Genomic DNA, 22,490 nt, shown 5'->3' with positions numbered 1-22,490 from the left:
GTTCTATCTACCGTTTATCTCTCTATTTTGTGACGTCATCCTTTCAAAGAAAAAAATGTTCTAAGGTACATTTGTGACCAACAACAAAGTTCTTTGGTTGATTTACCGCTTTTCAATCTAGACTGATACAGTGAAACTCACACACTTAATAGGAGGTTTTATGTTTGATTTAACGGGTAAAATCGCTTTGGTTTCAGGTGGCGCAAAAGGGATTGGTAAAGGCATTGTCATTGCCCTGAAGAATAGCGGTGCTCATGTGATTATCGCCGATATTGATGACGTTGCAGGCAATAAAACAAAAAATGAGTTAGGTGTTGATTTTATGCATCTTGATGTCACTCATCAAACAGCCTGTGAAAAAGTGGTCGATGACGTGGTAAAAGCACATGGTAAACTCGATATTCTTTGTTCCAATACTGGTATTTTCCCTCAAGCCACCATTAAAGAGATGACAGAAGCTGACTGGGATAAAATGCACACTGTTAACTTAAAAGGTATGTTCTTTTTAGTTAAAGCGGCACTGCGTGTAATGGAGAAACAAAAACAAGGTCGTGTAATTATTACGTCTTCCATTACAGGGGCTATTACGGGTTACCCCGGATGGAGCCACTATGGTGCAAGTAAGGCAGGACAATTGGGCTTTATGCGTAGTGCAGCACTAGAATATGCACGTCATGGTATTACGATAAATGCTGTAATGCCGGGAAATATCCTCACCGAAGGCTTACAAGCTCAGGGCGAAGCGTATTTGAACCAAATGAAAGCATCTATCCCAACACACACGTTAGGCGAACCTGAAGATATTGGCTACGCCGCCGCATTCTTTGCGTCGAATGAAGCAAAATATATTACAGGCCAGACAATTATCGTCGATGGCGGACAGATTTTACCTGAATCTCCAGAGGCGCTGTTGTAGATTACATTCAAATAAAGGGAATAATTGTATTCCCTTTATTCTCCTCTTTACAAAAAAAAACTATAATACGACACCCATATCGCCATAATTAATAAATAAACATCATTCGTAATCCAATCATGAAAATATTATATAAAAACAAAGTCATACAGTGCCTTATTTTGCTTACTTTTGTATTATTGCTACATATCTCTCTAGGTTATAAGCTTCGTTTTTTTTACGTTCTAAGTTTTACTGCTTTTCTTTTATGTTTATCAGCTCGTTTTAAGAAAAGTTATTCTATCTGTATAATATTACTTTCAATCATTGGGGCAATTTATACCCCTATTGGTTTAAAATACGGTTCACCTAACATTAATTCTGTTATTTCATTTTTCTATACAAATACGAATGAGACCCTAGAATTTATTCAGACTCTTTCACCCGTAAACCTAATATTTAGTTTTTTTATTATTGTATTTGGCTTTCTCAGCCTAAAAGTTAGCATTTTTATTAAAAATAAACCTGCTCTTTTCATCACCTTTATTTTTATTATAACGAGTGTGACTTGGCCAATAAAAAGTTTCTTGAATAATGGTAGTTATGATATTGAAGTCAAGTTGCCAATACTGCGTTTTTTCAATGATATAAAAAAACATTATGATAGTGTAAAAATAGAAAGTGAATGGATCAATGTGGAGCTAAAAAAGAAAGATAACTGGGATCCTATTAAACAGGAACAGTATGATAATTATATTTTAGTTATTGGTGAAAGTGTTAGAAGAGACTTTATGCAGAGCTATGGTTTCCCTATAAATAACACGCCATTTTTAGAAAAAAGCCCTGTTATTCAATTTAATAATTATATTTCAGCAGCTCCTTCAACATTATTTTCATTACCACCCTCATTAACATTAACAGATAAAAATACCAATAATACTGAATTACAAAACAATATTATCACACTTGCAAAAAAAGCAGGGTTAAATACATATTGGTTTTCAAATCAAGGCGCTATGATTGGTTCAGATTCGATTATTTCTACTATAGGTAAACGAGCTGATACCTATCATTTTTTGAGTAAAGGTGATTATCATAATAATGGCTTAACGACTGATAATGACTTATTGCCCGATATTCAAAAAGCACTATCTAATAATAATGAAAAGAATAAACTTATTGTTGTTCATCTAATAGGCTCACATTCCCAAGCTTGCGCACGAACTCAAGATAAATATGATGAATTTTTTCAATCGACTGAACTATCTTGCTATATTCAAAGCATCAAAAATACAGATAAGTTATTAGAGAATATAGTTACCATGTCAAATAACACAGGTAAATCATGGTCTTTACTTTATTTTTCTGATCATGGATTATCTTATGAAAATAAAGGGGAAAGTTATGCCAAACTTACTCATGATGATAAGTTTAAACAAAACTTTGAAATCCCTCTATTTATTCTATCAAGTGATAGCAAAGAAAAAAAACATATTACAGAAAGAAGAAATGGAAGATATTTTATGTCACTTTTTTCTGAATGGACAGGTATCACTGACTCAAAAATTCCTAATCATTGCCATATGATCTCTAATGATATTTGTGATGATCAAGATACGGTTATTAATTTTCAAAAAGAACACATTGACTATAATTCATTACCTGAAGATAAGATCAATTATTCCCTTGAGAAAGAATCATAAACAAAAGGGCAAAAAAAAGCCCCTCTCCAGAGGGGCTGCAAAAGACAGGGATGGTGTCTATGGCAAGGAAAAAACTTCGTTGTTGCTACTTACTCTCTAACTAGGTACTGCTTTACTACACTCTTACTTCATTACTGATTCTGTTGACCTTGTTGGTCAAAGTATGACATTTGCTGCTGGTAATTCTTTTCCAACTGCGCTTTCTGTTCTGGGGTTAATAACTGGTACATTTGGTTATGGACTTTTGCCATTTCAACATGGCGCTCAATTGCTTGTTTATCCATATCTTGCATTTGTGCTCTTACAGCCGCTTCATCAAATTGAGGTGCAGTGACTAATTTATGCATATTCTCATGACGTTGACGGTAGTTTCCGTTGTATCTATCTTGATGATGCTGGCGCATTAAATCGCGCATTTGAGTACGTTGTTGCTCAGTTAATGTGATACCGTTAAACATACGTGATTCGGCATAACCACGATCCATCATATGTCCACCGTTGTTCATCATATGGCCACGTTGTCCGCGGTGGCCTCGATCATCACGGTCACCATGCATACCATAGCCATAATCACAGTGATAATTACCATTAGAATACTGTTGCTCAGTAGGCGGGTTGGTGTTGGCGGTTTCAGCTAACACTACCGTCGGAGCTGCCAAAAACATTGATGCTAATGCAACTACTGCTACTTTACGCATTGCTTTCACTCCTAATTCGGTAATTTCATACCGACCTAATTAATGCTACCTAAATATGTGTAATTCTTTGCTATGTGGATTACTATACCGTTGCGGCTGCAAACTAGCGTCAGAGCGTGTAAAAGAACGTAAAGTCATAGATTCGCGCTATTTATTATCGTATTTTTCTCTTGGAGGAATTGACGAATGCATAAAATCTTATTAGTGGATGACGATCGCGAATTAACATCGCTATTGAAAGAACTGCTTGAAATGGAAGGCTTTAATGTTGTAATCGCCTCTGATGGCGAACAAGCACTTAAACTTTTGGATGCTTCTATCGACTTGTTATTACTGGATATTATGATGCCACGTAAAAACGGGATTGAGACACTCAAAGAGTTACGCCAAAATTTCCAGACCCCTGTCATTATGTTAACGGCAAGAGGCAGTGATCTTGACCGAGTACTTGGCTTAGAGCTAGGTGCTGATGACTATTTACCAAAACCGTTTAATGATAGAGAGTTGGTTGCTCGTATCAGAGCTATTTTACGCCGTTCTAACTGGAGCGAACAAAAACAGACTGACAGCAATACATCTCCAACATTACAGGTCGATAAGTTACAACTTAATCCTGGTCGACAAGAAGCGAGTTTTGATAATGAACCGTTAGAGTTAACGGGAACTGAGTTTACCTTGCTTTATCTTCTCGCTCAGCATTTAGGACAAGTCGTATCACGTGAACATCTAAGCCAAGAAGTCCTTGGCAAGCGCTTAACACCGTTTGATAGAGCGATTGATATGCATATTTCTAATTTACGCCGTAAATTACCAGAAAGAACAGATGGACAACCTTGGTTTAAAACATTACGTGGCCGCGGTTATCTGATGGTTTCAATAACTTGATAAATATTCTTTATGATAAATAGTCTGTCAGCGCGCATTTTCGCAATTTTCTGGCTGACGCTAGCATTAGTTCTCGTGCTAGTTATGATGGTTCCAAAGCTGGACTCGCGCCAGCTTACCCCTCTTTTAGAGAGTGAATACCGTCAAGGCGTTATGCTAGAACAACATATCGAAGCGGAATTAGCTCAAGATCCTGCTAACGATCTTCTTTGGTGGCGTCGATTAATTCGTGCCATTGATAAATGGGCACCTCCTGGTCAACGCTTAATTATTGTTACGAGCGAAGGCCGTATTATTGGTGCTCAACGTAATGAGATGCAGGTTGTCAGAAACTTTATTGGTCAATCTGATAACGCCGATCACCCTAAAAAGAAAAAATATGGTCGTTCAGAAATGTTAGGCCCCTTTTCTGTAAGAGACGGTGAAGATCATTACCAACTTTATCTCGTACGCCCTTCAAGTAGCCCTCAATCTGACTTTATCAACTTATTATTTGATAAACCGTTATTGCTACTCATATTCACCATGCTTATCAGCACACCATTATTAGTATGGCTTTCTTGGAGCTTGGCAAAACCCGCAAGGCAACTTAAAAATGCGGCTGATGATGTGGCTAAAGGCAACCTACGCCCTCACCCAGAGCTAGAGACGGGTCCTCAAGAGTTTTTAGCGGCAGGCACCAGTTTTAATCAGATGATAAGTGCTCTTGAACGTATGGTTGAAGCACAGCAACGTTTAATTTCTGATATTTCTCACGAGTTACGTACCCCATTAACTCGCTTACAATTAGCTAGCGCATTGTTACGTCGTCGCAGTGGAGAAAGTAAGGAGTTAGAGCGTATTGAAACTGAAACTCAGCGCCTTGATGGCATGATTAATGACTTGCTGGTTCTTTCTCGTAATCAACATAAAAACGAATTATTACGTGAGACGGTAAAAGCCAATGAATTGTGGGATGATATTTTAGATAACGCTAAATTTGAGGCCGAACAAAGTAATAAAACACTACAAGTGACAACACCGCCGGGAGCATGGCCGATTTACTGCAATCCCTATTCTCTGGCGAGTGCATTTGAAAATATCGTTCGTAATGCCTTGCGTTATTCCAACTCTCGCATTGAAGTTGCCTTTACTGAACAAAATCAAGGTATCACCATTATTGTTGATGATGATGGCCCAGGTGTTAGCCCTGAAGATAGAGAGCATATCTTCCGACCATTCTATCGCACTGATGAAGCAAGAGATCGCGAATCAGGTGGCACAGGCTTAGGTTTAGCCATTGTGGAGACAGCCGTCAGTCAACACAGAGGCCATGTTAAAGCCGACGATAGCCCATTAGGTGGGCTGAGGGTTGAGATTTGGTTGCCGAGGGGGAGTGTTGTGAATAAATCAAACCCAAATTAATCTATCATTAACTGACAAGAAGCTATTCAGCTATAAGTAATTGAATAGCTTCTTACTTTATATATAAACATCCAATAGCTACTTAATTTTAATAAAGATTTATCAAATACTATACTTGAAACCTCAACCTCCCTAACTTATTAATTTATTAATACTTTTCTAAACTAATAATTATACTTTCAAATAATACTCTTTAAGATTAATGTATTTAGATCATGTATAATATGAGGATTATGCATATTATGAACTCTGGGTACTTCCCCAGTGCGGTAGCTATGCTTTTCCTTCAGAGAAGATGTTTATGAATACAATAACAGTCACAAGTCCATTATTCCCACCGCTAGAAGCTCTAGAGCCTTACTTAAAAGATATATGGGATAAAAAATGGTTAACTAATAATGGTCACTATCATCAATGTCTTGAGAACGCACTCTGTGAATATTTAAATGTTCCTTATATTAGTTTATATTCCAATGGAACATTGGCCTTAATTGCAGCAATAAATGTTTTGGAGCTGAAAGGTGAAGTAATAACAACACCATATAGCTTTGTAGCAACAAGCCACGCCTTATTGCATAGTAATATTACTCCTGTCTTTGTAGATATAGAACCTAATACCTACAATATAGATCCAAGTAAGATAGAGGCTGCTATTACAGAGAAAACAAGTGCTATTTTACCTGTTCATGTTTATGGTCGCCCATGTAATCATAAAGCAATACAAAAAATTGCAGATAAGTATAATATTCCTGTGATTTATGATGCAGCTCACGCTTTTGCTGTTAAAGAAAATAATCAATCAATATTAAATGAAGGCAAGTTATCTATTCTAAGCTTTCATGCGACTAAAACCTATTCTACCATTGAAGGTGGAGCCATTATTTGCCACACCAAAGAAATGAAAGAAAAGCTAGATCGATATAAAAACTTTGGTTACACAAATGAAACAGAAATTAATGAACTAGGCTTCAATGCAAAACTCAATGAAGTACAAGCTGCATTTGGCCTAGCCACATTAAATTATATCGATGAAGCAATAGATAAAAGAAAAAAAGTCTCTGAATATTATCACTCTCACTTGAGTAATATTTCTGGCATTACTTTACCTAATATACCAGAAAACTTAATATGGAATTATTCTTACTATCCTATAATAATCGATGAAAATAAATATAGTAAAAAAAGAGATGAGCTTTATCTAAAACTAAAAGAGAATAATATAATAAGTCGTCGATATTTTTATCCATTAATCACTGATTTTAATATTTACAATCAATATAAAGTAGAAACTCCAATAGCAAAAAAAACATCTGAAAATGTTATTTGCTTGCCAATTCATCACTTATTAAGTGATAACGATTTAAATAAAATTATAAGCATTATTAAAAATAATGAAAATAAATAAATTAAAAACGCCTCTACCTGAAAAAGAAATAATCAGTAATTGGAACTCTGAAGAGGTTATCGTCAGTGTAATATGCTGCACATATAATCAAGAGAAATATATAGAAGACACTATACTTGGTGTACTTTGCCAAAATACAACTTATAGATATGAATTTATTATACATGATGATTGTTCTACAGATTCAACGTCAAATATAATAAAAGAATATGCAGATCACTACCCTAATATAATTAAACACATCATTCCACCTAAAAATATTTACTCACAGGGAATACAACCCGGTATTAATGCATTTTCATTTACCAAAGGTAAGTATATTGCTCTATGTGAAGGTGATGATTTTTGGATAGATGAAAATAAAATAACAAAACAAGTGGAAATTTTAGAAGCAGAAAAAAAGTGTAATATATGTTTTAGCTCAGCATATACACTACAGCCAAATGGAAAGTTAGATATTATTGCAAATTATCATAATCATATCTTTTGCTCTCCTCTTTCCACTGTTATTCGTCAAGGTGGAGCATACATGCCTACTGCATCTATTTTATTTAGAAGGGAAATTTTTATCTTATTTAAAGATAATTTTTCAAAAGCCTCTATTGGCGACTATTACTGCCAAATACTCGGTAGTATAGGAAAAGGTGCTATGTATTTACCTGACATTACGTGTGTCTATCGTATCAACGCTGTAGGCTCTTGGTCTGAAGGTAGAAAAAAAATTAGTGAAGAAACTTTAATTCTAGAAATAAATGAATACGAGAAATATCTATATAAATTAATTAATTTAGGTGCAGATAAAACAGATATAGATTTTGCTTTAGCGGATCTCATGAGAATAAATGCTAATGAGTTATTCATTAAAAAAGAATGGAATAGTTGCAAGTCATTAATTATAAAATCTTGGAACATTTATAAAAATATAAATAGAAATCAAAAAAAAATATATTATTACAGGAATTTTTTACCTATTTTGTTTTTACGAGAAAAGATAAAAAAATCATTAAAAAGAATAAAAATTTAAATAAATATCAGGATAAAATCATAATGAAATTAGCCGTTATGCAACCCTATTTGTTCCCATACATAGGATACTATCAATTAGCTCATTATAGCGATACATTTATATTCTATGATGATGTTAACTATATTAAAGGTGGCTATATAAACAGAAATAGGATTCAAACAAAGAATGGCCCTCAATTATTTGCCATTCCTGTAATTGGTGCTTCTAGTTTTAAAAAAATTAATGAACTTCACTTTCAAAAAGATATTCGAAAAACTTTAGCATCTATATCTCAAGCCTATTCCAAAGCACCTTATTTTTCTTCTGCATTCCCTATAATTGAGAATATATTAACCACTGATAATAGAAATATTGCCAATATCACATCATTATCAATTATTAAAGTATTTGAATACCTATCATTAAGTTTCAACTATGAGTTTTCCTCAACTATAAATTATATTCGAACAAATAACGCCCAAGAAAAAATATATAATTTATGTGAGATACATAATGCAAAAAAATACATAAATGCAATTGGAGGAATGCAACTTTACAATAAAGATGAGTTTAAAAAAAGAAATATAGAGTTAGGATTTATCGAATCATCAATCACAAACTACCCACAAATAAATTCATCGACCTTTATAGGTAATTTATCAATGATTGATATTCTAATGAACTGTAGCAAAGATGAAATAATTAATCAACTCAATAACTTTAAAATTATATAGGCTAAGTATGTCATTCTATACTCAAGAACAATTATTAGAAATTGGTTTTAAAGGTATCGGTGAAAATTGTAAAATAAGCACAAAAACATCCATATATAGACCAGAAGAAATCGAAATTGGAAATGACTGTCGTATTGATGATTTTGTTATTTTATCTGGAAAAATCCATTTAAAAAATAATATTCATATTGCTGCATTTTGTAATTTAAGTGCTGGTGAATGCAGTATCCTATTTGAAGATTTTTCAGGATTAGCATACGGCTGTCATGTCTTTACTGGTACAGATGATTATAGTGGTAGAACTATGACAAACCCAACAGTACCATTGAAATACAAAGGGTTAAAAGAAAGAGACATCATAATTGGGAAACATTCGATTATAGGAACAAACTCAATCATTATGCCAGGTGTTAACATCGCAGAAGGAACAGCTGTGGGTGCCTTATCGATGGTTACAAAGAGTACAAAACCATGGGGAATATATTTCGGTAACCCAGCCAAAAGAATTAAAGAACGAAAAAAAGACTTATTAGATTTAGAAAAAAATTACTTAGAAAGTAAAAAAAATCATAATAAATAATCTATTACTTACAAATACCTTTTTAAAACGAGTTACCTTACTAATATAAGAATAATTTCTTTTATGATAAATGATTTATGCTATCACATTTTATTAATTACACTTTGAGCCTTAGTACCTACACTTTTCACTCACGTCCCTCACTTAAAAAGAGATATCTATATCTTATTAATTCACTGTTATTACTTATATATTTTTTAATTTACCTTTAAATTGATATCTTGTGTTTAATATATACTTCTAAAAACGACTTAAATCGCAATAAAGATACACCATAACTAACAAATACTATCACAAATCCATATCTCATTATCATTAAGATTTAGCACCAATTTCAAGAGTAATCAGTACCACTCGAAGTTTTAAAACAAGTAATTAAACTGTTGTATCAAAATATACTGCCATCTATTGAAGAATAGGTGGCATATTCTTTTAGTTAGCGTTTGTTGATGCAATTCAGAATGATCTGGCTGAATCGAGTGCTATTCCAGTATTTATATATCCTCAATCAATGCTAAAATACCCAGTTATTACTTGACCGTCTGGTTTGAAGAGTCTACTCTCACTGCGGTTTTCGCATATTGTTAAAGTATGCTTATATAACAAAACTCTTACATTACATATAGATAGGGTTTTTTCAAGATAAATTTTGGCGCTCTGGGGGCCGTAAACCCAGTGCGGTAGCTTTGTAGAAAAGGCTATATCAAATTTATAGTTTCTTTAATAGAAAATATTTAAATTATACGAAATTAGTAAATATTTTATGTATTTTATTTTTTATATAAAATAAATATACATACCTTCTTAGGGTTTAAAAATGAAAGGTATTATTTTAGCTGGTGGTTCAGGAACAAGACTTTATCCAATCACAATGGGTGTATCTAAACAGTTACTGCCTATTTATGATAAACCCATGATTTACTATCCATTATCGGTATTAATGCTCGCAGGTATTAGAGAAATTCTTATTATTACAACACCTGAAGATCAAGATGGTTTTCAACGCCTGCTGAATAATGGTTCACAATTCGGTATTTCTATTCAATATGCTATTCAACCTAAACCAGAAGGATTAGCACAAGCATTTATTATTGGTGAAGAATTTATTGGTAGCGATAGTGTCTGCTTAGTTTTAGGAGATAATATTTTTTATGGTCAATCATTCTCACCAAAACTAAGGGAAGCGGCATCAAAAACTAATGGAGCAACAGTATTTGGTTATCAGGTAAAAGATCCCAAAAGATTTGGTGTTGTAGAATTTGATGAAAGCAAAAAAGTTATTTCAATAGAGGAAAAACCTGCAGTACCTAAATCCAATTATGCTGTAACTGGGCTATATTTTTATGACAATGATGTCATTAGCCTAGCTAAAAAAATCAAACCATCAGAACGTGGTGAATTAGAAATAACAACATTAAATGAATTATATTTACATAAAAATAAACTAAATGTTGAAATGCTAGGAAGAGGATTTGCTTGGTTAGATACAGGAACATATGAAAGCCTTCTTGAAGCAGCACAATTCGTTGAAACTATTGAAAAAAGGCAAGGATTTAAAGTAGCTTGTCTAGAAGAAATTGCATTTAATAATAAATGGATCACTAAAGATGATATATTAAAACGGGCACAATTAATGGCCAAAAACAGCTATGGTGAATATTTGTTAACTTTAGTGAAATAGCCTAATGAATGACTTACAACAAAAAACAACTAATGGATTAAAATGGAGTGCAATAGAAAGACTAATAACACAAGCAGTACAACTCAGTGTTATGTTGATTTTAGGACGAATGCTAGGACCAACTGTATTTGGCTTAATTGGAATGCTGGCTGTTTTTATTGCTATATCACAAACATTAGTTGATAGTGGTTTTAGTAATGCATTAATCAGAAAGAAAATAAAAACAGAGTCTGATTATGCTACAACTTTTTACTTTAATATATTTATATCATTTTTATGTTATTCTATTTTGTATATTATATCACCTTATATCGCAGAATTTTATAAACAACCACAATTAGAAATTCTAACCAAAATACAAGGTTTAGTTGTTATAGTTAATGCTTTTTCAATTATTCAAAGAACAAAATTAACTATAAACATGGATTTTAAAACTCAAGCAAAAGCATCATTATTTAGTATATGCCTAAGTAGTGTTCTATCAATATATACTGCATATTTAGGATTTGGTGTTTGGGCATTAATAATCCAAATATTAAGTTTCTCTATTCTTAATACGATCTTATTAAATATTTATTTACCATGGTTTCCTAGAAAAAAATTTTCCAATAGAGCATTTTCTTATTTATTTGGTTTTGGTTCTAAATTATTGATTTCTAGCCTAATAGATACAATTTACAATAATCTTTATCAAATAATTATTGGAAAAATATTCTCAGCAAACCAACTTGGATTATATTCTCAGGCTAATAATTTATCGTATACACCTGCAATGTCTTTAACTGCAGTAATACAAAGAGTGACATATCCAATGCTAAGCCAAGTAAAAAATAATAAAGAAGATTTTGACTCTATATATCTTTTAACATTAAGACTTACTGCACTTATAATATTTCCATTACTAATCGGCTTAGGAATTATTGCGCAACCTTTTATACTAATTGTACTAGGTGAAAAATGGAGTTATGCGGCAACATTACTCAGCATATTATGCATTGGCTATATGTTATATCCTATACATGCAATAAATTTAAATCTCCTACAGGTAAAAGGCAGATCAGATCTTTTTCTAAAATTAGAAATAATAAAAAAGATGCTTGTTACTATTATACTGATAATTACTGTTCCTTTAGGTATTGAAGCTATTTGTATAGGCATAGTTATACAATCTTATTTAGCACTATTGATTAATACGTACTATACAGGTAAATTAACATCTATAAATATAAAAAAACAATTTGAAAATTTATTTCCTATTTGGATAATTACTATCATTTGTAGTTTAGCAAGCTGGAGTTTATCATTTTATTTTAAAAACATTTATATGCAGTTAATATTAATGTTAACAATAACACCCAGCATATATATAATCTCTATCCGTATTTTCCAAAACGATTTATTTAATATTATTATCTCCAATACTTTTAAGAAGAAAATTTAAAAATGGAAAAAATAACAGTTACAACTCCTCTACTCCCTCCTTTAGAAGAGTTAACTCCTTATTTAGAAGACATTTGGAATAGGAAATGGCTCACAAATAATGGTTATTATCACCAATTACTTGAAAAAGAATTATGTAAATATTTAGATGTTAAATATATTAGTTTATTTTCTAATGGAACATTAGCGCTAATTACTGCATTACAAGCATTAGAATTACAAGGTGAGATTATTACAACACCCTATAGCTTTGTAGCAACTAGCCATGCAATTGTTCTTAATAATTTAAAACCTGTTTTTGTAGATATAGATCCCAATACTTATAATCTTGATCCTAAAAAAATTGAAGAAGCAATAACAGATAAAACATCAGCAATTCTTCCTGTACATGTATATGGAACACCATGTGATAATGAAGCAATACAAAAAATTGCAAATAAACATAACTTAAAAGTCATCTATGATGCAGCTCATGCATTTGGTGTTAAAAAAGATGGTGTATCTATTCTAAATTGGGGAGATTTATCAATTTTAAGTTTCCATGCAACGAAAGCTTATTCAACAATTGAAGGTGGTGCAATTATCTGTCATACCCCTGAAATGAAAAAAAAATTAGATCAGTTAAAAAATTTTGGCTATGAATCAGAAACTGAAATTCCAATGCTAGGCTCTAATGCTAAAGTAAATGAAATCCAAGCAGCATATGGACTAGCTAGTTTAAAATATATAGATAATGCTATAGCTTCAAGAAAACGCTCTGCAGAATTATATAGAAAAGAATTATCTAATATCAAGGGTATTTCTTGTTTAGATATACAGGATGATGTGAAATTAAATTATTCATACTTCCCTATTATCGTTAATTCAAAAGAATATGGTGAATCTAGAGATTGTTTATATTTCAGACTACGAGATAATAATATTTTATCAAGACGATATTTTCACCCTTTAATTACCGATTTTGATTTTTATAAAAACCACGATTATAAAAAATACGATCTTAGTATTTCTAAAAAAACATCAGATAATGTTATTTGCTTACCTATGCATCATAATTTAACTGAAAATAATATTAATTTTATTATTGAGATAATTAAAGGTAGTTTAAAATAATGATTTTAGCTGTTATGCAACCATACCTTTTTCCATATATAGGGTATTATCAACTTGCCTATCATAGTGATATGTTTATATTTTATGATGATGTAAACTATATTAAAGGTGGATACATAAATCGTAATAATATTCTAACAAAAAATGGTTTTCAGTTATTTACTATTCCTATAATTAAAGCGTCTAGTTTTAAAAAAATAAATGAACTTTCTTTTCAAGAAGACACTCGAAAAATTCTAACCTCTATATCTCAAACGTATTCTAAAGCCCCATATTTTTCCTCTATTTTTCCTCTTATTGAAAAAATATTAAATGACAACAATAGAAATGTTGCACATATAACATCAAGATCAATAATTGAAGTTTTTCAATATATCGGTTTAAAATTGTATCATGATTTTTCTTCTAAAATAAATTATAACCGGGAAAATAGTGCCCAAGAAAAAATATATGAATTATGTAAAATAAATAATGCAGATAAATATGTAAATGCATATGGAGGAATGTCTCTTTATGATAAAGATGAATTTAAAAAAAGAAATATTGAGTTAGGTTTTATAAATTCCATACCAACTCCTTACACTCAGATAAATTCAAATGAGTTTATAAAAAATGCTTCAATGATCGATATTTTAATGAATTGTAGTAAAGATGAAATAATAAACCAACTAAATAATTATACAGTTATATAGGTGAAATATGTCATTTTATACACAAGAGCAACTTTTAGAGATTGGATTTAAAAATATCGGAAAAAATTGTAAAATAAGTAGCAAAGCTTCAATATATAGACCCGAGGAAATTGAGATAGGTAATAATTGTCGTATTGATGATTTTGTTATTTTATCTGGCAAAATCCACTTAGGAAATAACATTCACATTGCTGCATTTTGTAATTTAAGTGCTGGTGAATGCAGTATTCTATTTGAAGATTTTTCAGGATTAGCATATGGCTGTCATGTCTTTACAGGAACCGATGATTATAGTGGCAGAACAATGACAAATCCAACCATACCATTAGAATATAAAGGATTAAAAGAGAAAAATATTATTATTGGGCGACACTCAATTATAGGCACAAATTCAATTATTATGCCTGGCGTAAATATTGCTGAAGGAACCGCAGTCGGTGCCTTATCGATGATAACAAAAAGTACAAAGCCATGGGGTATTTATTTTGGTAATCCAGCCAAAAGAATTAAAGAACGAAAAAAAAGCTTATTACTTTTAGAGACTGAATATTTAAAAAATGAAAATAAATAAACTCCCCCCCCCATCATCAGAAACAGAAATAATGCAATCATGGATTTATACGGATATAGTTTATGTGTCAATTATATGTTGTACTTTTAATCAAGATAAATATATTTCTGACGCAATAGATAGTTTTTTATCTCAAAAAACAACCTATAAATTTGAAATCATCATACATGATGATTGCTCTACAGATACAACTGAACAAATACTTTCTTCATATAAATCAAAATTTAAAAATATAATAAAAATAATTAGGCCAGCTAAAAATATTTATTCAGAATATGGTGCTAATTATCCTGGTTTAAATGCAATATCATTTTCATCTGGGAAATATATATCCTTATGTGAAGGTGATGATTATTGGATTGACGAAAATAAAATACAAAAGCAAGTATTAGCTTTAGAAAAAAATAATAGAATTAAAATATGCTTTACAGCTGCAATAAAATCATCAGAAAATGATAATTCTGTTATAGCATTTCATAATAAAAAAGCAAAAATATTTTCTGTTGAAGATGTAATTATAAATGGAGGGGCTTTCATGCCAACTGCTAGTCTATTTATTAATAAAGACGTTTTCAATAACATTCCAAATTGGTTTAAAAGCGCCCCTATTGGAGATTATTATCTTCAAATCTTGAGTTCAATAGATAATGGAGCTATATATTTACCTATAGTATCTTCAGTGTATCGTAAGTTATCAATAGGATCATGGTCTGAATCAAATCTTTCTCATGATAGAATAATTTCTCATCGAGAAAAATCTAACAACATGTATAAATTTTTACTAAAGGAATATCCTAAGTATAAAAAATCTTTTTTTATTTCCTTTATTAGAAGTAATCTAATATCTATACTTGTTTCAATTAAACATTTAGACTTTAAATTATTTTTATTATTGATGAAATATTATATAAAACTATAGTTGCCTTTACTATGAACAAAGAAAAACTCTATAAATTAATTTTAGTTATTTTATTAATTAGCTTTATTCCAAATATAGTTATAACATTTCAATCATTGTTAAATAATTTTATTTTATTAGAAAATAAAACTTTCGAAGTTAGCTATGAATCAATTATAGTTTCTCTTCTTCTATATATATCATTATTATTATTATTATTATTAATTTCTATATTTTTTATTCAAAAAATGAGAGTAAGTTATCAGCTTAATAATAAAGTTAGCTTTAGGCTGGGATTGTTTATTTTAACTCTTCAATGTTTATTTGTAGTCTTCAATTATATATATCAAATAAATACTGCTGGATACAATAGTAAAGGACTTTCCCCCTGGTATTTAAATTATTTTTTCATATTATTTAATCCCGATAGCTTATGTCTTATTTATATATTTATAGCTAAAAAATCCTTATTAAAAAAAACCAATATAACAATATTCTTAATTTCAACAATCTCGAGAGGATGGATGGGGGGAATATTACCAATTATTACTTATCTTTTTTGCACCTCAAAAATAAATATCCGAATAATATTTCCTTTAGCTATATTTTTTTTCCTTAATCTTCCTTTTTTATTTAATGCTAAATGGTTTTTTAGAGAACATAATATTTCAGATATAAATTGGGACTTAATGGTTAACTTATTTAGTTTTTCTACGGGATATTTTCAAGCTCTTTTTGATACTTTTAATTATATTATAAACAGATTACAGCATATAACAATAATCAGCTATATATATGATATTTCAGATTCTATTTATCCATTAAAAAATAACTTTCTTTCTGTTTACTCTGAAGGCTTACCCCAACGATTATTTCATAATCTATTAGGTACAGATTATATTCTTCTAAACCAATATATTGTTCAAAACTTTATAGCAGATAATAATGCTGGCTGGAATGTACAAGTAGGACTAAGCTCTTGGTTCATAATATCACCTTTCCAATCGATATTTTTAATTATATATTTTTCTGCTCTTTTAATAATAGCTCATAATATTCCAATACTAAAAAAAATATATAACTACCATTTGTTAGTTTTATATTTAGCTATATTTACTCTTCTAGTAGGATGGGTTAGTACATTTATTAATGTTATTATATATGGATTAATATCAGCAATGATAATAAAGTTTTTTAATTTAAAAACATCAATATTTAATGAAGATAAAGATGAAAAATAATATTTTACACATAATTTCAGGATTAGGAAATGGTGGAGCAGAAGGCGTTCTATACCGTCTATGTATATCAACAGTTGAAAAATATAATCATAAAGTAATATCTTTAACAACAAATGGAAAATACGGCACCCTATTACAAAAAAATGGGATTGAAGTAATAGAATTAGGTTTAAATAAAAATTTTTTTAAAAATATAAAAAAAATAATTATTCTATATAGGATAATTAAAAACTCATCTCCCGATATAATTCAAACATGGATGTATCATGCTGATTTAATTGGCGGTATATTGGGAAGAATGGCTGGAATAAAAAACATTTATTGGAACATTAGACATACTAATCTAGATAAAAAGAAATCAAAAATAACCACAAGATTAATATCTAAAGCATGCTCTATTTTAAGCTATTATTTACCAAAAAAAATCATATGTTGTGCATTAAGCTCTCAAAAAATACATGAGGAAATCGGTTATGACAAAAATAAATTTTTTATTATTCCTAATGGATATGATTTAAATATATATAAAAGTTTTATTGCTAACACCAAACTAATTGACGAATATAACATTAATAAAAACATTCCTATTTTAGGTATGGTGGGAAGATATGATTCTCAAAAAAATCATACTGGCTTATTAAATTCATTATACTTACTAAAAAATGAAGGTATTGAATTTAAATTTTTACTAGTAGGACGAGATATAAATTTAAATAACAAGTTATTAAATGAAGAAATTAATAATTTAAATCTAGAAAATAATATTATCTTACTGGATCAACAAAATAATATTGCTAATATTATGAACATGCTAGATATACATGTCTTATCTAGCTCTTTTGGAGAAGCATTCCCCAATGTCATAGCAGAAGCAATGGCGTGCTCCACGCCCTGTATTTCTACAAATGTAGGTGATGCAGCTTTAATTATTGCTGATACAGGCTGGGTAACTCCCCCTATGAATGATATTGAATTAGCACGTGCAATTAAAGATGCTATTTTTCAATTTAAAAATAATAAAGAATTATGGAAAAATAGAAAAAAAAGATGTAGAGAACATATTTTAAATAATTTCAGTATCAATAAAATGATTTTAAATTATTATAAAATTTGGGGTGACAAATGAAAATTGTTATTATTGGCACTACTTCAGCTAGTTTACTTGGTTTTAGAAAGGACTTAATTTTATATTTAGTGGAAAACAAACATGATGTATTTGTTCTAGCTATTGATTTAGATGCTGAAGCAGAAAAAAAATTATTATCTCTAGGAGCTGTACCTATAAAATATAAATTTAGTAGAACAGGTTTGAATCCTATTAGTGATATAAATAACACATTTAAACTCTCTAAAGTTATAAAAAATATTTCCCCAGAAATTACCCTATCCTATTTTTCAAAACCGGTAATTTTTGGTACTATTGCAGCCAAGTTAGCAAATGTACCAAGAATAATCCCAATGCTTGAAGGATTAGGATATGTTCATACAAAAACAAAAACTGGATTTAATATAAAAAAAAGAATCTTACAATTTATTCAAGGTATTCTTTATTCTATTAGTTTTCACTTAGCTGATGATATAATTTTCTTAAATCAGGATGATCCAGTAGATCTATCTAAAAGCTGTTATCTTCCTAAAAGAAAGATTAATATTTTAGGTGGAATTGGATTAAACTTAACTGAGTATAAATACTCAAAACCTCAAATAAAAAAAAATATAAAATTTATTTTTATAGGTCGATTATTAAAAGAGAAAGGTATTTTTGAATTTATTGAAGCTTGTAAAATTGTGAAAGAAAAATATCCTTTTTCTGAATTCATTGTTCTAGGCGAATTAGATATAAATAATCCATCTAGCTTATCAAAAGAAGAATTAGATGAGCTAATAAATTCAAATTTTATTACTTACCCTGGTTTTGTTAAAAATATCCATGAATGGATTTCTTCATCTCATGTTTTCGTTCTTCCTTCATATAGAGAAGGTTTTCCTAGAAGTACTCAAGAAGCAATGGCGATAGGCAGAGCAATTATCACCACACATGTTCCTGGTTGTAAAGAAACCGTTATTAATGGGTATAATGGTTTTATTATTCCTCCTTTTGATCCTTGTGAATTATCGGATAAAATGATTTATTTCATAGAATCACCACAAGAAATAATCCGGATGGGGAATAATAGCTATAATTTCGCTAAAGAAAATTTTAATAAAGATTATGTTAACCCTCAAATTACTAAAATAATTATTGGAAAAGAGAATTTATAATAAAATGCTTTTATCTATTCAATATTTAAGAGGAATTGCTGCTATCTACGTAGTATTATATCATTTTAGAATATATTTAAATGATAATTTATTAATTAAAAAACTAGGAGATATTCTTTTTGATTATGGTTATTTTGGGGTTGATCTTTTTTTCATGATAAGCGGTTTTGTGATAGTCCTATCCACAGAAAAAAAATCAGAGAAAAAAGACTTCATAATTAAAAGACTATTCAGGATTTACCCTGTATATTTATTCATACTGTCTATTTATGTATATCTTGATTGGAATCATATTAATAATAGCGATTTATTGAAGTCAATATTTTTTATTCATCTTGATTATTTAAAATCAGCACCTTTCTATGGCTATTCTATGATAACTCCAGCCTGGACTTTATCATATGAAATTATTTTTTATTTTTTATTTTTTATTTCTTATTCAATCTCACATAAATATAGGGTTATAATCTGTACTATCTTAATCGCTCTTCTATTTACTATAATAAATTTATACTTTAACAATGATTATGCTTATAGCGCATATGGTTCCATTAATTACAATGGTCTTTTTTGTGGTTTATTAAAAATTTTATCATCACAAATGATATTTGAATTTATTTTGGGAATGATACTGTATGTGATTTATAAAAATATAACTATAAACTTATATTTAATGCCAATTATTGGTATCGTTTTTTTATTTTCTATTGTATTAATAATCAGTCCTGCAAATTCAGGCCATGGTGTGTTTAATATAGGTTTAGGATGTTTCGCTCTTTTATTTTCATTGATTTTTTTAGAGAAAAATAATAACATTATTATTATAAAGCCACTTATTTTACTAGGGAATATATCGTATTCTTTATATCTATCTCATTTATTAGTATATAGATTAATATTAAAAGATAATTTTTTATTATTTAAATATATAAATCAATTGAATGCTACACTTAAACTATTTTCAATAACATTATTATGTATATTATTTTCCTACTTTCTTTATATTCTCATTGAAAAACCCTCCATAAAACTTGCAAGAAAATTTTTGAATAACAAACATTTTAAGAAGATAAGCTATGTATAAAATCACAATCTCCGGTACCGGCTATGTCGGTCTATCTAACGGAATACTTCTTTCCCAAAACAACAAAGTTGTTGCGTTAGATATCAATAAAGAAAAAGTCGAACTCTTAAATAAAAAAATTTCTCCTATTTCTGATAAAGAAATTGAAGAGTTTTTGGCAACCAAAGAGCTTGATTTTACTGCAACATTAGATAAAGAGTTTGCTTATAAAGATGCGGATTTTGTTATCATTGCAACACCAACCGATTACGATCCTAAAACGAACTATTTCAATACCTCTTCTGTAGAATCAGTTATTCGTGATGTTTTAGAATATAATCCAAACACGACAATGATCATAAAATCAACCATCCCTGTTGGCTTTACCAAAGAAATGAGAGAAAAATATAATACGAATAATATTATCTTTTCTCCTGAATTCTTACGTGAAGGCCGTGCACTTTACGACAATCTTTATCCATCACGTATTGTTATTGGTGAGCAATCAGAAAGAGCGCAAAAATTTGCTGACCTTTTACAACAAGGTGCATTAAAGAAAGATATTGATGTTCTATTCACTGATTCCACAGAAGCAGAAGCGATTAAATTATTTGCGAATACTTATTTAGCATTACGTGTTGCTTACTTTAATGAGTTAGATAGCTACGCTCAAGCTTACAACCTAAATGCAAAACAAATTATTGAAGGTGTCTGTTTAGATCCACGCATTGGTAATCATTACAATAATCCATCATTCGGTTACGGCGGTTACTGTTTACCAAAAGATACTAAGCAACTATTAGCAAACTACGACTCTGTTCCTAATAATATTATTAGTGCTATCGTTGAAGCTAACCGCACACGTAAAGACTTTATTGCAGACTCTATTATTGCCAAATCGCCAAAAATCGTGGGTGTGTATCGTTTAATTATGAAATCTGGCTCTGATAATTTCCGCTCATCTTCAATCCAAGGCATTATGAAGCGTATTAAAGCCAAAGGGATTGAAGTGGTAATCTATGAGCCTGAAATGAAAGAAGAGACCTTCTTTAACTCAAGATTGGTTCGTGATTTAAATGAATTTAAATCAATCTCTGATGTTATTATTACCAATAGAATGTCATCAGTGCTAAACGATGTTGAAGAAAAAGTTTATACTCGCGACCTCTTTGGTAACGATTAATTAATAAATACGGGTTAATTACGTAATGAAATATTTAGTCACGGGTGCAGCAGGGTTCATTGGTTTTCATCTAATAAAAAAACTAATCCAACAAGGTGAAACTGTTGTTGGCATCGATAATCTCAATGATTATTATGATGTTTCCTTAAAAGAATCCAGACTTAACATTCTGAATCAATTAAATAACTTTTCATTTTCTCTTATTGACATAGCTGATAGGGAAAAAATGGCTAGTCTATTTGAAACTGAGAAATTTGATAGAGTGATTCATCTAGCAGCACAAGCAGGTGTTAGATATTCACTAATTAACCCATTTTCTTATGCTGATAGCAATTTAACGGGCTTTTTAACGATTTTAGAAGGATGTCGCCATAACAATGTTAAGCATCTTGTTTATGCTTCATCAAGTTCTGTTTATGGCTTAAATGATGAATTGCCATTTTCACCTCATGATCAGGCTAACCATCCTGTTTCATTATATGCGGCAACGAAAAAAGCTAATGAATTAATGGCTCACAGCTATTCTCATTTATATGGTATACCAACAACTGGATTACGCTTTTTCACTGTCTATGGCCCTTGGGGTCGTCCTGATATGGCATTATTTAAATTTACAAAAGCCATTATCAACGATGATCCTATTGATATTTATAATAATGGTGAAATGAAACGAGACTTTACTTATGTTGAAGATATCGTGGAGGGTGTGGCTCGCATCGCTGATGTAATACCAACACCACAACAAGACTGGAAAGTGAGTATAGGAACTCCAGCTAATAGTTCTGCACCTTATAAAGTTTATAATATTGGTAATGGTTCTCCAGTTAATTTAATGGATTATATTAGTGCATTAGAAACTCACTTAGGAAAAGTTGCAGATAAAAATATGTTACCAATGCAACCGGGTGATGTTTACACTACATGGGCAGACACTGAGGATTTATTTAAAGCAACTGGCTATAAGCCTCAAACAAGTGTAGATGAAGGTGTAAAACAGTTCGTTGATTGGTATAGAAATTATTATCAAGTTAAATAA

At 30.3% G+C, this 22,490-nt stretch carries 21 protein-coding genes; 20 read left to right on the top strand and 1 reads right to left on the bottom strand.

The window, feature by feature from the left end; genetic code table 11:
• Positions 1-160: 160 nt before the first annotated feature.
• A complete protein-coding gene (gene fabG, locus B6258_RS02535; RefSeq protein WP_099073961.1) occupies positions 161-916 on the top strand; it encodes a 3-oxoacyl-ACP reductase FabG in 756 nt (251 codons plus the stop codon).
• Between the two features lie 119 nt (positions 917-1,035).
• Positions 1,036-2,598 (top strand): phosphoethanolamine transferase, encoded by a 1,563-nt coding sequence (locus B6258_RS02530; protein ID WP_099073960.1) that lies wholly within the window; start codon positions 1,036-1,038, stop codon positions 2,596-2,598.
• A gap of 131 nt (positions 2,599-2,729) precedes the next feature.
• Here B6258_RS02530 and cpxP read toward each other — a convergent pair whose 3' ends face one another.
• Positions 2,730-3,296: a cell-envelope stress modulator CpxP gene (gene cpxP, locus B6258_RS02525; protein ID WP_099073959.1), complete on the bottom strand. Its 567-nt coding sequence runs from the start codon at positions 3,294-3,296 to the stop codon at positions 2,730-2,732.
• Between the two features lie 186 nt (positions 3,297-3,482).
• On the opposite strand from cpxP, the gene cpxR reads away from it, so the two are divergent.
• From cpxR to B6258_RS02435, 18 genes are all read left to right on the top strand, one after another.
• The gene (gene cpxR / locus B6258_RS02520; protein ID WP_023583423.1) at positions 3,483-4,181 is read left to right on the top strand and encodes an envelope stress response regulator transcription factor CpxR; all 699 of its coding nucleotides are present in this window, start codon (positions 3,483-3,485) and stop codon (positions 4,179-4,181) included.
• 12 nt (positions 4,182-4,193) lie between these two features.
• Entirely contained in the window at positions 4,194-5,585 is a 1,392-nt protein-coding gene (gene cpxA, locus B6258_RS02515) for an envelope stress sensor histidine kinase CpxA (RefSeq protein WP_099073958.1), read from the top strand.
• 301 nt (positions 5,586-5,886) lie between these two features.
• On the top strand, positions 5,887-6,990 hold the full coding sequence (locus B6258_RS02510) for a DegT/DnrJ/EryC1/StrS family aminotransferase (protein ID WP_099073957.1): 1,104 nt from the start codon (positions 5,887-5,889) through the stop codon (positions 6,988-6,990).
• Positions 6,977-8,014: a glycosyltransferase gene (locus B6258_RS02505; RefSeq protein WP_099073956.1), complete on the top strand. Its 1,038-nt coding sequence runs from the start codon at positions 6,977-6,979 to the stop codon at positions 8,012-8,014. The genes B6258_RS02510 and B6258_RS02505 overlap by 14 nt, the downstream gene beginning before the upstream one ends.
• Before the next feature lie 23 nt (positions 8,015-8,037).
• The gene (locus B6258_RS02500) at positions 8,038-8,730 is read left to right on the top strand and encodes a WbqC family protein (RefSeq protein WP_099073955.1); all 693 of its coding nucleotides are present in this window, start codon (positions 8,038-8,040) and stop codon (positions 8,728-8,730) included.
• Positions 8,731-8,737: 7 nt separating this feature from the next.
• Complete coding sequence (locus B6258_RS02495) at positions 8,738-9,310, top strand: acyltransferase (RefSeq protein ID WP_099073954.1); 573 nt, start codon at positions 8,738-8,740, stop codon at positions 9,308-9,310.
• Between the two features lie 817 nt (positions 9,311-10,127).
• On the top strand, positions 10,128-10,991 hold the full coding sequence (gene rfbA / locus B6258_RS02490; protein ID WP_099073953.1) for a glucose-1-phosphate thymidylyltransferase RfbA: 864 nt from the start codon (positions 10,128-10,130) through the stop codon (positions 10,989-10,991).
• A 4-nt stretch (positions 10,992-10,995) separates the two neighbouring features.
• Entirely contained in the window at positions 10,996-12,432 is a 1,437-nt protein-coding gene (locus B6258_RS02485) for a lipopolysaccharide biosynthesis protein (protein WP_099073952.1), read from the top strand.
• Between the two features lie 2 nt (positions 12,433-12,434).
• Complete coding sequence (locus tag B6258_RS02480; RefSeq protein WP_099073951.1) at positions 12,435-13,544, top strand: DegT/DnrJ/EryC1/StrS family aminotransferase; 1,110 nt, start codon at positions 12,435-12,437, stop codon at positions 13,542-13,544.
• Positions 13,544-14,236 (top strand): WbqC family protein, encoded by a 693-nt coding sequence (locus B6258_RS02475; RefSeq protein ID WP_099073950.1) that lies wholly within the window; start codon positions 13,544-13,546, stop codon positions 14,234-14,236. Before B6258_RS02480 ends, B6258_RS02475 begins: the two co-directional genes overlap by 1 nt.
• Before the next feature lie 7 nt (positions 14,237-14,243).
• Positions 14,244-14,807, top strand: a complete 564-nt coding sequence (locus tag B6258_RS02470; RefSeq protein WP_099073949.1) for an acyltransferase — start codon at positions 14,244-14,246, stop codon at positions 14,805-14,807.
• Positions 14,794-15,726 carry a glycosyltransferase gene (locus B6258_RS02465; protein WP_099073948.1) on the top strand — a complete coding sequence of 311 codons (933 nt, stop codon included), beginning with the start codon at positions 14,794-14,796 and terminating at the stop codon, positions 15,724-15,726. The genes B6258_RS02470 and B6258_RS02465 overlap by 14 nt, the downstream gene beginning before the upstream one ends.
• A gap of 11 nt (positions 15,727-15,737) precedes the next feature.
• Positions 15,738-16,946, top strand: a complete 1,209-nt coding sequence (gene wzy / locus B6258_RS02460) for an oligosaccharide repeat unit polymerase (RefSeq protein ID WP_099073947.1) — start codon at positions 15,738-15,740, stop codon at positions 16,944-16,946.
• Positions 16,936-18,072 (top strand): glycosyltransferase, encoded by a 1,137-nt coding sequence (locus B6258_RS02455; protein ID WP_164996125.1) that lies wholly within the window; start codon positions 16,936-16,938, stop codon positions 18,070-18,072. The genes wzy and B6258_RS02455 overlap by 11 nt, the downstream gene beginning before the upstream one ends.
• The gene (locus B6258_RS02450; protein ID WP_099073945.1) at positions 18,069-19,208 is read left to right on the top strand and encodes a glycosyltransferase family 4 protein; all 1,140 of its coding nucleotides are present in this window, start codon (positions 18,069-18,071) and stop codon (positions 19,206-19,208) included. Before B6258_RS02455 ends, B6258_RS02450 begins: the two co-directional genes overlap by 4 nt.
• A 4-nt stretch (positions 19,209-19,212) precedes the next feature.
• Positions 19,213-20,292: an acyltransferase family protein gene (locus tag B6258_RS02445; protein ID WP_099073944.1), complete on the top strand. Its 1,080-nt coding sequence runs from the start codon at positions 19,213-19,215 to the stop codon at positions 20,290-20,292.
• Entirely contained in the window at positions 20,285-21,454 is a 1,170-nt protein-coding gene (locus B6258_RS02440) for a nucleotide sugar dehydrogenase (protein WP_099073943.1), read from the top strand. The genes B6258_RS02445 and B6258_RS02440 overlap by 8 nt, the downstream gene beginning before the upstream one ends.
• A 25-nt stretch (positions 21,455-21,479) precedes the next feature.
• On the top strand, positions 21,480-22,490 hold the full coding sequence (locus B6258_RS02435) for an NAD-dependent epimerase (protein WP_099073942.1): 1,011 nt from the start codon (positions 21,480-21,482) through the stop codon (positions 22,488-22,490).

Source organism: Proteus alimentorum, from assembly GCF_002607735.1.
Lineage (GTDB): Bacteria > Pseudomonadota > Gammaproteobacteria > Enterobacterales > Enterobacteriaceae > Proteus > Proteus alimentorum.
Note: the sequence above shows the minus strand (reverse complement) of the source record. Positions and strands in the feature narration are given on the sequence as shown.

Coding starts and splice junctions, on each gene's coding strand:
- fabG (WP_099073961.1), top strand. CDS start 161: ATGTTTGATTTAACGGGTAAAATCGCTTTGGTTTCAGGTGGCGCAAAA.
- B6258_RS02530 (WP_099073960.1), top strand. CDS start 1,036: ATGAAAATATTATATAAAAACAAAGTCATACAGTGCCTTATTTTGCTT.
- cpxP (WP_099073959.1), bottom strand. CDS start 3,296: ATGCGTAAAGTAGCAGTAGTTGCATTAGCATCAATGTTTTTGGCAGCT.
- cpxR (WP_023583423.1), top strand. CDS start 3,483: ATGCATAAAATCTTATTAGTGGATGACGATCGCGAATTAACATCGCTA.
- cpxA (WP_099073958.1), top strand. CDS start 4,194: ATGATAAATAGTCTGTCAGCGCGCATTTTCGCAATTTTCTGGCTGACG.
- B6258_RS02510 (WP_099073957.1), top strand. CDS start 5,887: ATGAATACAATAACAGTCACAAGTCCATTATTCCCACCGCTAGAAGCT.
- B6258_RS02505 (WP_099073956.1), top strand. CDS start 6,977: ATGAAAATAAATAAATTAAAAACGCCTCTACCTGAAAAAGAAATAATC.
- B6258_RS02500 (WP_099073955.1), top strand. CDS start 8,038: ATGAAATTAGCCGTTATGCAACCCTATTTGTTCCCATACATAGGATAC.
- B6258_RS02495 (WP_099073954.1), top strand. CDS start 8,738: ATGTCATTCTATACTCAAGAACAATTATTAGAAATTGGTTTTAAAGGT.
- rfbA (WP_099073953.1), top strand. CDS start 10,128: ATGAAAGGTATTATTTTAGCTGGTGGTTCAGGAACAAGACTTTATCCA.
- B6258_RS02485 (WP_099073952.1), top strand. CDS start 10,996: ATGAATGACTTACAACAAAAAACAACTAATGGATTAAAATGGAGTGCA.
- B6258_RS02480 (WP_099073951.1), top strand. CDS start 12,435: ATGGAAAAAATAACAGTTACAACTCCTCTACTCCCTCCTTTAGAAGAG.
- B6258_RS02475 (WP_099073950.1), top strand. CDS start 13,544: ATGATTTTAGCTGTTATGCAACCATACCTTTTTCCATATATAGGGTAT.
- B6258_RS02470 (WP_099073949.1), top strand. CDS start 14,244: ATGTCATTTTATACACAAGAGCAACTTTTAGAGATTGGATTTAAAAAT.
- B6258_RS02465 (WP_099073948.1), top strand. CDS start 14,794: ATGAAAATAAATAAACTCCCCCCCCCATCATCAGAAACAGAAATAATG.
- wzy (WP_099073947.1), top strand. CDS start 15,738: ATGAACAAAGAAAAACTCTATAAATTAATTTTAGTTATTTTATTAATT.
- B6258_RS02455 (WP_164996125.1), top strand. CDS start 16,936: ATGAAAAATAATATTTTACACATAATTTCAGGATTAGGAAATGGTGGA.
- B6258_RS02450 (WP_099073945.1), top strand. CDS start 18,069: ATGAAAATTGTTATTATTGGCACTACTTCAGCTAGTTTACTTGGTTTT.
- B6258_RS02445 (WP_099073944.1), top strand. CDS start 19,213: ATGCTTTTATCTATTCAATATTTAAGAGGAATTGCTGCTATCTACGTA.
- B6258_RS02440 (WP_099073943.1), top strand. CDS start 20,285: ATGTATAAAATCACAATCTCCGGTACCGGCTATGTCGGTCTATCTAAC.
- B6258_RS02435 (WP_099073942.1), top strand. CDS start 21,480: ATGAAATATTTAGTCACGGGTGCAGCAGGGTTCATTGGTTTTCATCTA.